The organism is Streptosporangium sp. NPDC001559 (genome assembly GCF_042893955.1).
In the GTDB taxonomy this organism is placed as follows: Bacteria; Actinomycetota; Actinomycetes; order Streptosporangiales; family Streptosporangiaceae; genus Streptosporangium.
This window is the reverse complement of the sequence record NZ_JBIAVG010000004.1, coordinates 19250-31927: the sequence shown is the minus strand read 5'-3', so window position 1 is coordinate 31927 and position 12678 is coordinate 19250. Positions and strand designations below refer to the sequence as shown.

The 12678-nt window shown below is 68.3% G+C and carries 11 protein-coding genes; 6 read left to right on the top strand and 5 right to left on the bottom strand.

Features of this window, described 5'->3' with window-relative positions; all coding sequences use genetic code 11:
* The first annotated feature begins 73 nt into the window (after nucleotides 1-73).
* The 3 genes from hsaA to ACFYY8_RS10070 all read left to right on the top strand — a co-directional run bounded on the left by hsaA (nucleotide 74) and on the right by ACFYY8_RS10070 (nucleotide 2750).
* Entirely contained in the window at nucleotides 74-1237 is a 1164-nt protein-coding gene (hsaA, locus tag ACFYY8_RS10080) for a 3-hydroxy-9,10-secoandrosta-1,3,5(10)-triene-9,17-dione monooxygenase oxygenase subunit (protein WP_390039141.1), read from the top strand.
* Nucleotides 1234-1767, top strand: coding sequence for a 3-hydroxy-9,10-secoandrosta-1,3,5(10)-triene-9,17-dione monooxygenase reductase subunit (gene hsaB, locus ACFYY8_RS10075; protein ID WP_390039139.1), 534 nt, complete (start codon nucleotides 1234-1236; stop codon nucleotides 1765-1767). Before hsaA ends, hsaB begins: the two co-directional genes overlap by 4 nt.
* A 722-nt stretch (nucleotides 1768-2489) precedes the next feature.
* Nucleotides 2490-2750 (top strand): hypothetical protein, encoded by a 261-nt coding sequence (locus ACFYY8_RS10070; RefSeq protein WP_390039137.1) that lies wholly within the window; start codon nucleotides 2490-2492, stop codon nucleotides 2748-2750.
* Between the two features lie 255 nt (nucleotides 2751-3005).
* Here the strand turns inward: ACFYY8_RS10070 and ACFYY8_RS10065 are convergent, their stop codons facing one another.
* Nucleotides 3006-3236 carry a hypothetical protein gene (locus ACFYY8_RS10065; protein ID WP_390039135.1) on the bottom strand — a complete coding sequence of 77 codons (231 nt, stop codon included), beginning with the start codon at nucleotides 3234-3236 and terminating at the stop codon, nucleotides 3006-3008.
* A 320-nt stretch (nucleotides 3237-3556) separates the two neighbouring features.
* Between ACFYY8_RS10065 and ACFYY8_RS10060 the strand changes: the two genes are divergently transcribed.
* A complete protein-coding gene (locus ACFYY8_RS10060) occupies nucleotides 3557-4645 on the top strand; it encodes a cytochrome P450 (RefSeq protein WP_390039133.1) in 1089 nt (362 codons plus the stop codon).
* Nucleotides 4646-4842: 197 nt separating this feature from the next.
* Here ACFYY8_RS10060 and ACFYY8_RS10055 read toward each other — a convergent pair whose 3' ends face one another.
* Together ACFYY8_RS10055 and ACFYY8_RS10050 are read right to left on the bottom strand one after the other, a co-directional pair.
* Nucleotides 4843-5466, bottom strand: coding sequence for a DUF6000 family protein (locus ACFYY8_RS10055; RefSeq protein WP_390039131.1), 624 nt, complete (start codon nucleotides 5464-5466; stop codon nucleotides 4843-4845).
* Nucleotides 5467-5736: 270 nt separating this feature from the next.
* Nucleotides 5737-6786, bottom strand: coding sequence for a hypothetical protein (locus tag ACFYY8_RS10050; RefSeq protein ID WP_390039129.1), 1050 nt, complete (start codon nucleotides 6784-6786; stop codon nucleotides 5737-5739).
* Nucleotides 6787-7104: 318 nt separating this feature from the next.
* Here ACFYY8_RS10050 and ACFYY8_RS10045 point away from each other — a divergent pair, with 318 nt between their 5' ends.
* Nucleotides 7105-7311 carry a zinc-binding dehydrogenase gene (locus ACFYY8_RS10045; protein ID WP_390039127.1) on the top strand — a complete coding sequence of 69 codons (207 nt, stop codon included), beginning with the start codon at nucleotides 7105-7107 and terminating at the stop codon, nucleotides 7309-7311.
* 185 nt (nucleotides 7312-7496) lie between these two features.
* Here the strand turns inward: ACFYY8_RS10045 and ACFYY8_RS10040 are convergent, their stop codons facing one another.
* Nucleotides 7497-8096 carry a TetR/AcrR family transcriptional regulator gene (locus ACFYY8_RS10040; protein ID WP_390039125.1) on the bottom strand — a complete coding sequence of 200 codons (600 nt, stop codon included), beginning with the start codon at nucleotides 8094-8096 and terminating at the stop codon, nucleotides 7497-7499.
* Nucleotides 8097-8595: 499 nt separating this feature from the next.
* Here ACFYY8_RS10040 and ACFYY8_RS10035 point away from each other — a divergent pair, with 499 nt between their 5' ends.
* Nucleotides 8596-9747, top strand: coding sequence for an FAD-dependent oxidoreductase (locus ACFYY8_RS10035; RefSeq protein ID WP_390039123.1), 1152 nt, complete (start codon nucleotides 8596-8598; stop codon nucleotides 9745-9747).
* Between the two features lie 279 nt (nucleotides 9748-10026).
* Here the strand turns inward: ACFYY8_RS10035 and ACFYY8_RS10030 are convergent, their stop codons facing one another.
* The gene (locus ACFYY8_RS10030; protein ID WP_390039121.1) at nucleotides 10027-12480 is read right to left on the bottom strand and encodes an ATP-binding protein; all 2454 of its coding nucleotides are present in this window, start codon (nucleotides 12478-12480) and stop codon (nucleotides 10027-10029) included.
* Nucleotides 12481-12678: the final 198 nt, after the last annotated feature.

Below are 12678 nucleotides of genomic sequence, written 5' to 3'. Positions count from 1 at the left end.
CCGGTATTAGCGGCCCTGTCCGGCCGGCTGGAAGATTCTGGCCACCGTCCCTCCGACACAGGAGCCCAGCCAGATGAGCGAGCACGTGCTGACCGCGATCCGCGACCTGTTGCCCGTCCTCAGAGAACGCGCGCAGGCGGCCGAGGACGCCCGCGTGGTTCCCGCGGAATCGATCAAGGAGCTGCGCGAGGCGGGCTTCTTCCGTCTACTGCAGCCCGTGCGCTTCGGCGGCCACGAGGCCGACCCGGTGACCTTCTACACCGCGGTGCGCCTGATCGCCGGCGCCTGCGGCTCCACCGGCTGGGTCGCCTCGGTGCTCGGCGCCCACGCGTGGCACGTCGCCACCTTCCCGGCCGCGGCGCAGGAGGAGATCTGGGGACGCGACCCCGCCGCCCTGGTCTCCTCCGCGTACGCGCCCGTCGGCCGGGCCACCGCCGTCGAGGGCGGCTACCGCCTGTCGGGCACGTGGAACTTCTCCTCGGGGGTGGACCACGCCACCGCCGCCATCCTCGGGGCCCTGATCATGGGTGAGGACGGCAGGCCCACCGACTGGGTGGCCTTCCTGGTGCCGCGCGAGGACTACACCGTCCGCGACGCCTGGCGCACCGTGGGGCTGCGCGGCACGGGCAGCAACGACGTGGTGGCCGAGGACGTCTTCGTTCCCGCACACCGCGTGCTCAGCTTCGCCGACTCCTTCCGCTGCGTCTGTCCGGGGCAGGAGGTGAACCCGAGCCCGCTGTACCGCATCCCGCTCTACTCGCTGATGACCACCACGATCGCCACCCCGCTGGTCGGCATGGCCACCGGCGCCTACGAGGCGCACGTGGCGCACCAGCGGCAGCGCGTGCGGGTGTTCGCGGGGGAGAAGGCGAAGGACGACCCGTTCGCGAAGGTCCGCGTCGCCCGCGCGGCCAGCGAGGTGGACGCCGCATGGCTGCAGCTCACCCGCAACATCACCGAGATCTACGACACCGCCCGGCGCGGCGAGCCGATCCCCACCGCGCTGCGGCTGCGGCTGCGCCGCGACCAGGTACGGGCCTCCGAACGGTGCATCGCGGCCGTGGACCAGCTCTTCGAGAACTCCGGAGCGGGCGCGCTCGCCGAGGGCACCCCGATCCAGCGGTTCTGGCGCGACGCGCACGCGGCACGGGTACACGTCGCCAACGACCCGGAGGCGGCGCTCAAGCTCTTCGGTGACGGGGAGTTCGGCGAGGACGTCACGGTGGGCATGTTGTGAACCCCTCGCTCTTCCGGCAGGTCCTGGGCCACTTCTGCACGGGCGTGACGGTCGTCGCGACCATGCGGGACGAGCGGCCGGTCGGCTTCGCCTGCCAGTCCTTCGCCGCGCTCTCGCTCGACCCGCCGCTCGTGCTGTTCTGCCCGGCCAGGTCGTCCGGAACCTGGCCGGACGTCGAGCGGTCAGGCCGCTTCGCCGTCAGCGTGCTGGCCCACGACCAGCGCGAGACCAGCACGCTGTTCGGACGGGGCGGTGCGGACCGCTTCTCAAGCACCCCCTGGCGGCGCTCGCCCAGCGGCTCGCCACTGCTGGAAGGGGCGCTGGCCTGGGTGGACTGCTCACTGGAGGCCGTGTACGAGGCAGGAGACCACTACATCGCCGTGGGCCGGGTGCACGAGCTGGGCGCCGGTCCGAGCGAGCGGCCCCTGCTGTTCTACCGGGGCGGATACACCGTCACCGAGCCTCCGGCGTCACCCGCCGGGGCCCAGGAGGGCTTCCTCACCTGGGCCAGGCCGGGAGACTGGTGCTGATCCACCGGCGAGGCCCCAGCCGATTCGCGGTGAAGCGAGAAAGCCGAGCCACCCCCGTCCGCGCGAGTGGCACAGGACGCCCACCGGCGGGAAGGGCGCCTCATCATCGAGTGGTCGCCCAGGTCCGCCGCCGTCCGGAGACGGCGCCAAAACTCACAGCCTCATAGAAACTCACAGTCTCATAGAGAAGAGGACGAGGTCACGAAGGCGGGGCGCCCCATGATTTGCATCGCATCATCAATACCCCGGTCCGCGGGCTTCCGCTGAGAGCGAGTGGGAGAGAAACGCCTGAGGAAACAATCAAGGCCCAGGTCTGTGACCTGGGCCTTTGTAAGCGGAGCGGGTTACGGGAATCGAACCGGACAGGCAAGAGGGTTCTCACCTGCCGGTTTACTGTTTGCGCCGCTCGCGGCGATGGGGTCGGAGCGGGTTCTGCCGACTCCTTCCGGCCCGGTGCGCCCGCGTGGGCACACCGGTGGTCTTTCTGCGGCCGGTCAGGTTCGCGAAGCTGAATCAAGGCTGTCGAACAGTAGAGCGGGCCTGCCATCGGCTCTCATCACGATCTCAGCCTCGGTTACCGGTCGCGAACCGGCATCGTTGTGTGAATCACCACGCCAGCCGAGGCGTTTCTGGAGATTACCGATGACGAGGGCCTGCTCCGGAGCCTACGGTCCCTGCACGAACTGCGACCGCGGCCTGAAATGCCGCCTAGGGAGCCGGTCATGTCCCCCAGCGGGTCCGGCTGGGTTGCTTCATCGGTCCTCGGCAGGGTCTTTCCCGTCGCGTACGCAGTCGACGACCTGACCACGGCCGCTCGCGGCCTTGAAGAGCGGGGGCTCACTCTCGACCTGACGCCGTACCACGACGGCGAGGGTGTTCTCGGCTTTGCCCGCTTCCGCAACTCGGGCGGCTTGCGCGTCGAGATCCAGAACATCAACGGCGAGCCGGCCATGGATGCCTGGCTTCGTGGCAAGCCGCTCTAGGCCGACTGGTTCGCTAAGCTTCAGTAGGATATTTCGGACTTCGTTGCCTCGTTGCAGCGGTCAGCTGACGTCGGCCGCCGCGCTGCGTTTCCTGTCGTTTCCTTCTACCGCTCGCCTCCCAAGCCGTCGTGGAAACCGCACTTGTGACGTGCCCCACGTCTGTTTTCGATGAAACCGGAGGTAATCCCGGCTGGCTCGCCACGGTTGCCAGAGGAATGTGTCATGACATCCCTTGTGCCGATCTCAAAATCAAAGTCAGGCTGCGACCTGCTGTTCAGCTCCCTGACGGGCACCGCTGCGCAAGGCCGGACCGTAGGATGTGCCGTTCTGTCCGCCGCGCCGGAGCAGTATCGCGGCGAGCCTCTCACCGGAGCAGCCTTGCTTGGCGCAGAACCCGGCCGGCCGCTTCTCGGTCAGCGAGGCCGCCGAGGCGGCGATGCGGACGACGGTGAACGCGGCGGCCTTGCGACCGTCCCGGTCGAGCACGCATACGGCGCGCTCGGTGGACGCCCAGCCGACCCCGGCATCGCTTCGCGGTTCCGGGGAAGCAGGGGGCGGCGGTGTCATGAGGGCCCACGAGGAGCGACCGACATAGGTCGTCGCCCCGGCTTCCGCCTGGTTCCCATCACAAGCCCTGTCGGAGAGCCCGCACAGAAGAGGGTGCACCCGTGACCAACACATCCGACCTCGTTCACCTCGACCCTGCGGACCCCGCCTTCGCCGCAGACCGCTACGCGGCCTATCGGAACATCCGAGACATCTCATCGGTCACGCGCACTGTCGTGAACGGGCAGGACTCCTGGCTGGTGACCGGCTTCGCCGAGGTCGAGAAGACGCTCAAGTTCCCGACGAACACCGTGCAGCCACGCCCCGGAGAGCACCCGGCACACATCGGCGAGGGTCCCGCGTCCGAGTTCTACCGGCTGTCGATGCCGTCCACCGACGCCCCCGCACACACCCGCCTGCGCAAGCTCGTGGCTCCGGCGTTCCAACCGCGGGCTGTGACCCGAATGCGATCCTGGGTGGAGGAGCTCATCATCGCCGGCCTCGACGAGCTTTCCCAGCACGACGGCGAGGTCGACTTCGTGCACGACTTCGCGATGAAGGTCCCGGCGCGGATCGCCTGTCGGCTACTGCACGCTCCCATGGAAGACGCGGAAACCGTCCTGCAGCGGGTGCCGGCCCTGAACGCCATCTTCAGTCAAGGCGACCTCACCCCGGAGCAACTCGCCGAGGCCGATGAGGTCGCACAGTTCTACTTCGACTACATCGGCGACATCGTCGACACGCTTCGCGGCAAGGTCGGCGACGACGACGCCGTAGGCGCTCTCATCAACGCGGAAGCGGCCGGGAACCGCCTCTCTCGAAACGAGCTCGTGGTCACCCTGGTCGGCTTCTTCATCGCCAGCTACCACACGACGATGGTGGCGATGACCAACGTGGTCGACTCCACCGCCCGCTTCCCCGACCAGTACCGGCTCCTTGCCGGTGACCCGACCCTGGCCGCCGCGGCCTGGGAGGAGAACCTGCGGTTCGACACGCCTATCCACTTTCTCTGGCGTTACGCAGGCGAAGGACTGGAGCTCGACGGCACGCCTATCCCGCAGGGGTCGCACCTGCTGCTCAGCCTGGCCGCAGCGAACCGTGACCCGCGCCGCTTCGAGAACCCCGACGTCTTCGACCTTTCACGCCCCGACAACCGCCACCTCTCGTTCACGGCCGGAAGCCACTACTGCATCGGAGCACCGCTCTCTCGGCTCGAAGGCGACATTCTCCTGCGCGAGCTTCCGAAGCGCCTCCCGAACCTTGAGGTACTGGAGGAGAACCCGCCCCGGTTCCCGGACCTGATCTTCCCGAACATCACCCGGCTCACCGTCGCTCCGCGGGGTCGCTGATGCGCATCTGGTCGCGCCCGCCGGAAGAAGGTGAAAAGTCGTGGTGAGCAGACGCTCAGGTGCGAACGCGCGGGTACGTCGGCTTGCCGGTGTGCTTTTTGGCCTTGCGGATCGTGTTGTCCGGCACGAAGCGCATGGGATACGGCGGCCCAGCCGGGCTGTGGATGCTGGAGCAGACTTTCGGTGTTTCAGCGGCCTCAGGCGTCGGCTTCCATCGCCTGGTCGGCGAAACGAAGGAGTTCGGCGATCCGGAGGCGGCAGTCGGCTGGATCTTGGCGGGAGAACGAGGAGCCGCTCCAAAGTCCGTCGGGAGTGAGAAATCCCTGGGCGTGGTCCGTGCCCAGCGTCTCGTCGAGGTGGAGGAGCCCGCCGAGGACCCAATCCTGGTCGTAATGGCAGTCGCGCTGCGGCAGGTACCGCTCTAGGTAGGCGATGAGAATGTCGGCGTCTTCCGGCTGCCCGAATCGGGTGATGGCGAAGCTGTACCCCTGACCGGCGTAGACGAGGTCGCTCTCCAGGAGGAGGTCGGCCAGAACTTCGCGGAACCGGGTGCGCCGGTCAAGGCCGATGAGCCACGCCGCGGCGAGCCTTTCCCGCCAGCCGGAGAACTCTCCCCGTTGAAGCATGCGTTCGAGGTCGGCGTCGGTGACCTGCTGAGCGTCGTGGCCCAACGAGCGGAGGAACCTGGTTCGCTCCCAGCCGGCCAGGTTGACGAAGTTGCCATGAAGAAGATCGAGGTAACGGGCGGTTTCATGCTCCGGCGCGGCGACCGCGTAGCGCTCAACGACCTCGGCCGCCGGGTCGTCTACTGGATCAGCCATGGACACATTCTGACGTGTGCCGCGAGAGTTCTCGTGATCAATGAATGGAGCCAACCAGCAGGGCGGTCCTCGTGACCGTTCCGGCCGAGAGACGACCTCCCACCTGTGGCGCAACCGTATCGCGTCGCCGCGATCCTCATGAGGATCACACGTATGCTGCACGGCCGCCGTTCGACCGAGAAGCCCGAGAGGCGAAGAGGCGGCGACGTTCCACACATGTTCCGGATCTTGATCCGATCATCCGGTACGCCTGCGGTTCGACGCCGCCGCTCAAGGAACGCATTTCCCGATCCTGTGGCCACGGGGACAACGAGGATCCCAATGAAGGCCGTAGTGCAGTAGCGAGGCGGCCAGATCGGGATGGGCGGCGGCCCAGACGTCGTCGAAGAAGAACCACTGCCGGTAGCCGAAGCGGTCATCGGTGTGAATGGTCATCTGAACTATGTGCTCACTCCGCCTGATAAACGTGCGGCCTGGGTCACGGCCGTGGAGAGGCTCGGAACCTTCGAGCAGACGCAGTGCGAACTCGTGCGCCTGCCGGTGCGCGCCGTACATCTCCGAGACGTTCCGCCCGAAGGTCTCTGAGAGGTCCTGTTCGAAGGCGGGCCACTGGTTGCAGCGCTCCAGAGCAGAGCCGATCTCGTCCTCGCCGGGCGCCACGAGGGCACGCACGATGGCCAGTTCCGCAGACCACTTGTCGACAGGCGCGTCGGTCTCTCGGATGGTCGCCGCGAGCTGCGGCAACCGGATGCCGGGAAAACAGTCCGGCGTATCCCAGCCCATGCTGTTGAAGGTGGAGTAGACGGTCATCATGACCACATAAGTTGCCCCCTCACCACCGGGTGGTGCGGATGTCGTGGTTCCGGTCTGCACCGGAGAGACGAACGGTCGGCCACCGGAGAAGCCGGGAGGGACGTCGGGGAGTGCCCACTCGTCGTGCGACAGGTAGGCCCAGCGGTCTGGCTCGGCCGCCACAAGGGTGTCCTCGACGAAGAAGTAGGCCAGCATGACCTCGTCGTCATCGGTGAGCACCCGTACGCTGTGCTCGTCGACCCGCAGCTCCCCCTCGACATAGAGGTGCTTCTTCAGCAGGCGGTGGAGTCCCGCCGTACTCGTGGGTGTAGGCAGCCCGGCCTTGAAGACGCTGGAGAGCCCGTAGACGTCCGCCCCGAGCTCGCGTTCGAGCCACTCGTCCGCGTCGCTCCTTTTCGTCTCCTCCCATGCCCGCCGGAACCAGTCGAGCACCGTTTCATCGGGGAAATGGCGCACCAGCCTGCCGGCGGGACCTTCATAGACACTGCGGTAGATGAAGAAGACCATGAAGCAGACTCTCCCAAACCCCGCTGACAGAACGCCCTTCCCCGGGATTGCTCTGTGCCGAAGCCCCCTGAGCGACGGCTCCCCACAGGTAGTGGTTTTCAAGGAGGCCGCGTTCCTTGCGTTGGCAACAGCCTTGAGCTGCGGCGACACATGCGCTCCGCATGAAGACTCGAAGATCATCCCGCACATATCCCGCGGGATCAGATGTGCCTGCCAAGCTGAACGATCACTAGGTAGGCGGTCTCGGTTTGAGCATAGGCCGCACAGACGGTGTAGCGCTGCGATGGAAGGTCCACCCTTAGATGTTCCTGGCTGCGGATGTGGCCATGCCTGTGGACAGAGTCGAAGAGCATCACGGGCTTCCCGATGGCCGCTGCCGAGCTCGACCGGCTTGCCGAACTCGCCGGTGAAGGACGGCTCACCGTCCGCGTGGCCGACGAACTGCCGGCCTCCCGAGTCGGTGACGCGCATCGCTCGCTCGAACGGCGCGGCGTTCGCGGGCGGTTCGTCCTACGGTTCGGCTGACCGATCCTCGCGGAGGCCGTACATGACCCCCGGAAGCGTCGTCACCACCGGAGAAGCCGTCGAACCGCGAAGGGCGGCTCGGACGAACGCGGTGGTGACCGCACCCGCGGGGCGCGGCAGAGGGTGCCGGTAAACCTTCCGATCCCGACACTCCACCGAACAGGCCGGAGGGGCGAGCCCGTCGGCTACGGCCGGGGGGCGATGTTCTGCCAGCCGCGGTCGAGGAGGTCGAAGGCGCTGGTGATGGCTTCGCCGGCGTCGTGGTGGCCGTGTACGGAGTTGGGTGCTTCGAGGGCGAAGTGAGCCAGGGCGGTGCAGGCCGGGTCGTCGGCGGGCAGGCCGCTGTCCTCGGCGATGGCTCGGGCGAGGGAGGTGGTGTAGCGCAGCCAGACGGCCCGCTGGTAGTCGCTCAGCGCCGGGGTGCTGTTGATCAGGTCGAGGAAGGCCCGGAACTCGGGGGTGCTGTTGGCGCCTGCCCGCCGGAAGCGCAGGGCGTGCTCGCGTAGCGCGGCCGGGATCGACTGGCCGGAAGGGCGGTCGCGTACGGCCGTCAGCAGGCTCTTCTCGACGTCCTCGGCCTCGTCGAAGACAAGGGCCTCTTTGACGGGGAAGTGCTTGAACAGCGTGGTGGTCGACACGTCGGCGGCGTCGGCGATCTCGCGGATGCCCACGTCGTCGTAGCCGCGTTCCAGGAACAGCCGCAGGGCGGCGTCGGCGATGGCCTGGCGGGTGGCGGCCTTCTTGCGCTCACGGCGCCCGATGGGAGCAGGGCTGTCATCAAGCATGAAAGCAACCTACACCACTTATTGCTCAGGTCCAAAAGTTGTCCTGTTGCACTTTTGAATCTGGTGTGGTTGTCTCGGTGTGGCGGTCGGCAGGAGTGCCTGCGGCCCTTGCCCCTCCACCAAAGCCTTTGAGAACAGGGAGTGATCCGCCGTGCCCGAAACCGTCCCCGAGCCCGCTTCGGGGCCCGCCGCGGTGTCGAAACGTGCGGTGGGTGACTCGGCGTCATGCTCGGCACCGGCCTGCACCTGCCGCTGTTTCAGCAGAGGATGCAGGGCGCCTCGGCGGTCAACTCCGGGCTGCTGATGCCGCCCGTTTCCTCGTCGGCGCCGTCCTGTGCGCCGTCGCCGTGGTGGCCGCGCTGTTCATCGTCGAAGTGCCGCTCGGCAAGGCCGTCCCGCCGCCGGCCTCCGACAACGTCCCCGCCCTCGCACGGGCCTGGACCCCTTCTTCTCCCGTCGCCACCGGCTGCCAGGCCGGACCACGAAACGGAGCATCACTGTGAACGCACCCCGCATCGCCATCATCGGCGCCGGCCCCGGCGGCCTGACCTGCGCGACCATCCTGCAAAAGCACGGCATCGCCGTGACCGTCTACGAAGCCGATGCCGCCGCAGGCGTCCGCAACCAGGGCGGCAGCCTGGACCTGCACGCCGACAGCGGCCAGCTCGCCCTCAAGGAGGCCGGCCTGCTGGAGAACTTCTTCGCCCTCAGCCGCCCCGAAGGCCAGGAAATGCGTCAGTACGACGCGGCCTCGGGAGAGCTCGGCTTCCACCACGTCCCCGACGAAGACGAGGCCCACCGCCCCGAGATCGAGCGCGGCGTGCTGCGCGACATGCTGCTGGCCTCCCTCACCCCCGGCAGCGTCCGGTGGGGCCACGCCCTGCGGACTGTCGAAGGTCCCTCCGACGGTCCGCGCCTGCTGCGCTTCACTGACGGCACCACCACCGAAGCCGACCTCGTCATCGGCGCCGACGGCGCCTGGTCCCCGGTCCGCGCCGCGATCTCGGCCGCCCTCCCGCAGTACACCGGCATCACCTTCGTCGAGGCCTGGTTCCACGACGCCGACACCCGGCACCCCGACGTCGCCGAGTTCGTCGGCAACGGCAGCGCCGTCGCCGGCGACGGCGAGCGCGGCATGTTCGCGCAGCACAACGGCGGCGGCCACATCCGCGTCTACCTCATCCAGAGCCTCGCCCTCGACTGGCTCGCCCAGGCCGGCCTCACCCACGACGACACCGAGGGCGTCCGCGCCCTCCTCCTGGACGCCTATCGCGACTGGGCGCCCGGCCTGCGCCGCGTCATCACCGACAACGACGGCCCCTATCTCCAGCGCCCCATCAACGCCCTACCCGTCCCGCACGCATGGGAGCCCAACCCCACCATCACCCTGCTGGGCGACGCCGCCCACCTCATGCCCCCGCTCGGACTCGGCGTCAACCTCGCCATGCTCGACGCCCTCGAACTCGCCCTCGCCCTCACCCACAACCCCGTCATCGACGACGCCCTGCGCGCGTACGAGAAGACCATGATCCCCCGCTCCCACCAGATGCAGACCGAACTCGACGGACGCGCCGCCGACCTCATGGCCGACAACATCTTCAACGCCGAGGACCTGCAGGCCCACCTCAACGCACAGAACACCCAGCCCTGACCCGCCAACCGCGCCGTCGGCCGGTCCGATGCCGCCGCCACACCCCTGAACAAGCCGCGCCCCTGGCCGAGACGTTGAGGCCGGCCGAGGCCGACGGTCTGTACGGCGAGCGGACCGAGGAGCGCACCAACCGCCGCAACGGCTACCGCACCCGCGCCGGAACCGTGGCCGTCGCCTTTCCGGACGACCTGATTCGAGGCCGTTGGGGCGGTCAGCCTGCCGGTCGGGGCGGGGCGGCGATTTGTTGAGCTGCCGGTCTGGGACCGCCTCGCCGGGTCCTCATGCGCCCTGCCCCGCAGAGGACGGGCTGATGAGTGGCAGGTGAAGGACGAAGCGCGCCCCGTGAGAGGGGGCGTTCCGGACGTGGAGGGTGCCGTGGTGGGCGTGCGCGATGCCGCGGGCGATGGCCAGTCCAAGTCCGGTGCCGCCGTGATCACGGCTGCGGGCGGTGTCCAGGCGGGTGAAGCTCTGGAAGATGTGGTCATACTCGGCTTCAGGGACTCCCGGGCCATCGTCGGTGACGCTGAGCTCCGCCTTACCGATGGTGCGGCGTACCCGCACCACGATGGTGTGCGCGGCGTGGCGCTGGGCGTTGTCGAGCAGATTGCGCAGAATCCGACAGATCTGCGAGGGGACGACATCGACCATCACACCGGGGCGCGCGTCCAGGCGCACCTCGTGGCGATCGCCGGTACGGCTGCGGATTTCGGCTTCGGCGAGTTCGGCCAGGTCGACGCGCTCGAAGGCGGTAGGCGGGACGGCGCCGAGCCGGGCCAGCAGCATCAGGTCGTCAATGATGGCCTGGAGCCGGTTCACATCGCGCAGCGCGTAGTCGATCAGCTCGCCCAGGTGGGTCTGGTCGGGATGCAACTGCGCCTCCTCCAACTGCGCACGCAGTCCGGCAAGCGGGGTGCGCAGCTCATGGGAGGCATCGGTGGTGAATCGCCGCTGGAGTTCGAGTGACCGTTGCAGCGACGCGGTGGCACGTTCCAGTTCCAGGGAGATGGCTCGCTCGTGGGTGTAGCGGCGGGCGTTGTCGATGCACACCGCTGTACGGCTGACCAGTGCCTCGGCCAGGGAGACATCGTCGGCCTCGAACGGATCGGACGTCTGCCACCGCGTGAACGTCACCGCCCCCAGAACCCTGTCCTGGGCCAGCAACGGCACCGCGATGACCGAGGAGGCCGGCTCTCCGGTCACCCGCGCCGGCTGAGCGCCGCCCGGATCCGGCCAGAGCACCGTCTCCCCTCTCGCCAAGCAGCGCGCCTGCTGGGAGGAGGGGAGGTAGTGCACCGGCTCGCCCGCGGTGACCGGGCTCACGTTCTCCTGGGCGCTCCGTACGGCGACCCGGCGCAGGCCGCCGGTGAGCGCCGCGGGCTCCTCACCGAGCACGATGTCCTCGCTGAGATCGACGGTCACCAGGTCGGCGAACCGTGAGACGGTCACCCCGGTGAGTTCCTCGGCCGTCCGCACCACGTCGAGGGTCTGACCGATGTTCATGGCGGCCTCGCACAGCAACCTCAGGCGCTTGCGCGCCGCGGTGGCGAGCCTGCCGACCTCCGGTTCGCCGAAGAGGAACAGCCACGGGGCGATGGGGGTGAACGCCTCCTGCGGGGAGTCGGACGGCAGCCGCGTCTCGCCCTGCTCGCCCGTGCCGAGTCCCGCGTCGCCCACCACCGGAAGGCGATCCGCGATGGGTGCGCCACTCACAGGATCACCACCGCCTGCGGCGCTGTCGTTGACGACAAGACCCACGTTCGCGATGTTCTGGTGGTGCGCGACGGTCGCCGACGGGGCCGTCGACCGGCCCAGCCGATCGTATGTCGACGTAACGGGGTCGTCGCCGAGGGACTGCCACCGGCCGCCCTGGATCCGGACCTGCGCCACGACGCCGACCATACCGGTGGGTTCCGGCCCGGGTAGGGAGCGCAGCGTGGCGTTACGGCCGTGGGACAGGGAGACCTCGACGGCCGCCCGTTGCCCGTACGCGATCAGCTCGGCGGCCTTCTCCTCCAGCGCGAGACGATCGCCGAGGGGGAGATCGCGGAGCAGCGAGTCAGCCTCCTGGGCGGGCAGGAGGTCGGGCAGGTCCGCGGTTCGCAGGTACGCGTCGAGCAGGGCGCGCTCCTGTGCGGTGCTCTGCTCCAGGAGCCGTTGTTCGATGGCCTCGGCCACCTGACGGGCGAACACGCTCATCGCCGGATGCGCGTATTTGTTCAGGCACGAGATCGTCACCACACCGCGCGCGTGCCCGGTGAGCGGGTCGAGGATCGGGACACCGGTGGCGGTGAACGGCTGCATGCATCCGGCCAGATGTTCGAAGCCCACCACCTGCACCAACCGTTTCTCACGCAGGGGAGTGCCTGCGGCGTTGGTCCCGAGGAGTGCTTCGGTGTACTCCACGCCCGGGAAGTGACACCTGGGGTCGAGCGCTCTTTTCAGCTGCAGATCACTCTCGTAGCGCTGCAGCATTCTGGCCCGTTCGTCGGTGAGGAGCAGAGCCGTGCCCGTGTCCGCGATCGCGACCCGGAACCGCTCGAACACCGGTCGGGCCACCCGGGCCAGGGCACAGTCCACGTCGACCTCGACCGGATCGGCGAATTCGAGTCGCTCAGGGACGAGCCCGAGCTCCTGACATCTGCGCCACGACTTCAAGATGGCAGGCCGAACGTTCCCCTCTAGCGACTGCCCCTCGTAGATCCGCTCAAAGATCCGCTCGGTGCGTGCGGCCATGCTGATCCCCCGAAACCTGCAGCCGACGTCGTTCCTGGCACACCTCTCCAAGATTAAATCGCCAGCATACCGAGCAAATCGCCACAAATCCCCAAGTAATCCCAGGTCAGCGGCAAACTTCTGCCCAAGCGGCCGCCGCTTGCAACGGCCGGCATGGCCGGTGCCGTTGCGGGCGAACCGCGCGACCCGGGCCGGGCG

Coding starts and splice junctions, on each gene's coding strand:
- hsaA (WP_390039141.1), top strand. CDS start 74: ATGAGCGAGCACGTGCTGACCGCGATCCGCGACCTGTTGCCCGTCCTC.
- ACFYY8_RS10070 (WP_390039137.1), top strand. CDS start 2,490: ATGTCCCCCAGCGGGTCCGGCTGGGTTGCTTCATCGGTCCTCGGCAGG.
- ACFYY8_RS10055 (WP_390039131.1), bottom strand. CDS start 5,466: ATGGCTGATCCAGTAGACGACCCGGCGGCCGAGGTCGTTGAGCGCTAC.
- ACFYY8_RS10050 (WP_390039129.1), bottom strand. CDS start 6,786: ATGGTCTTCTTCATCTACCGCAGTGTCTATGAAGGTCCCGCCGGCAGG.
- ACFYY8_RS10045 (WP_390039127.1), top strand. CDS start 7,105: ATGTGGCCATGCCTGTGGACAGAGTCGAAGAGCATCACGGGCTTCCCG.
- ACFYY8_RS10040 (WP_390039125.1), bottom strand. CDS start 8,096: ATGCTTGATGACAGCCCTGCTCCCATCGGGCGCCGTGAGCGCAAGAAG.
- ACFYY8_RS10030 (WP_390039121.1), bottom strand. CDS start 12,480: ATGGCCGCACGCACCGAGCGGATCTTTGAGCGGATCTACGAGGGGCAG.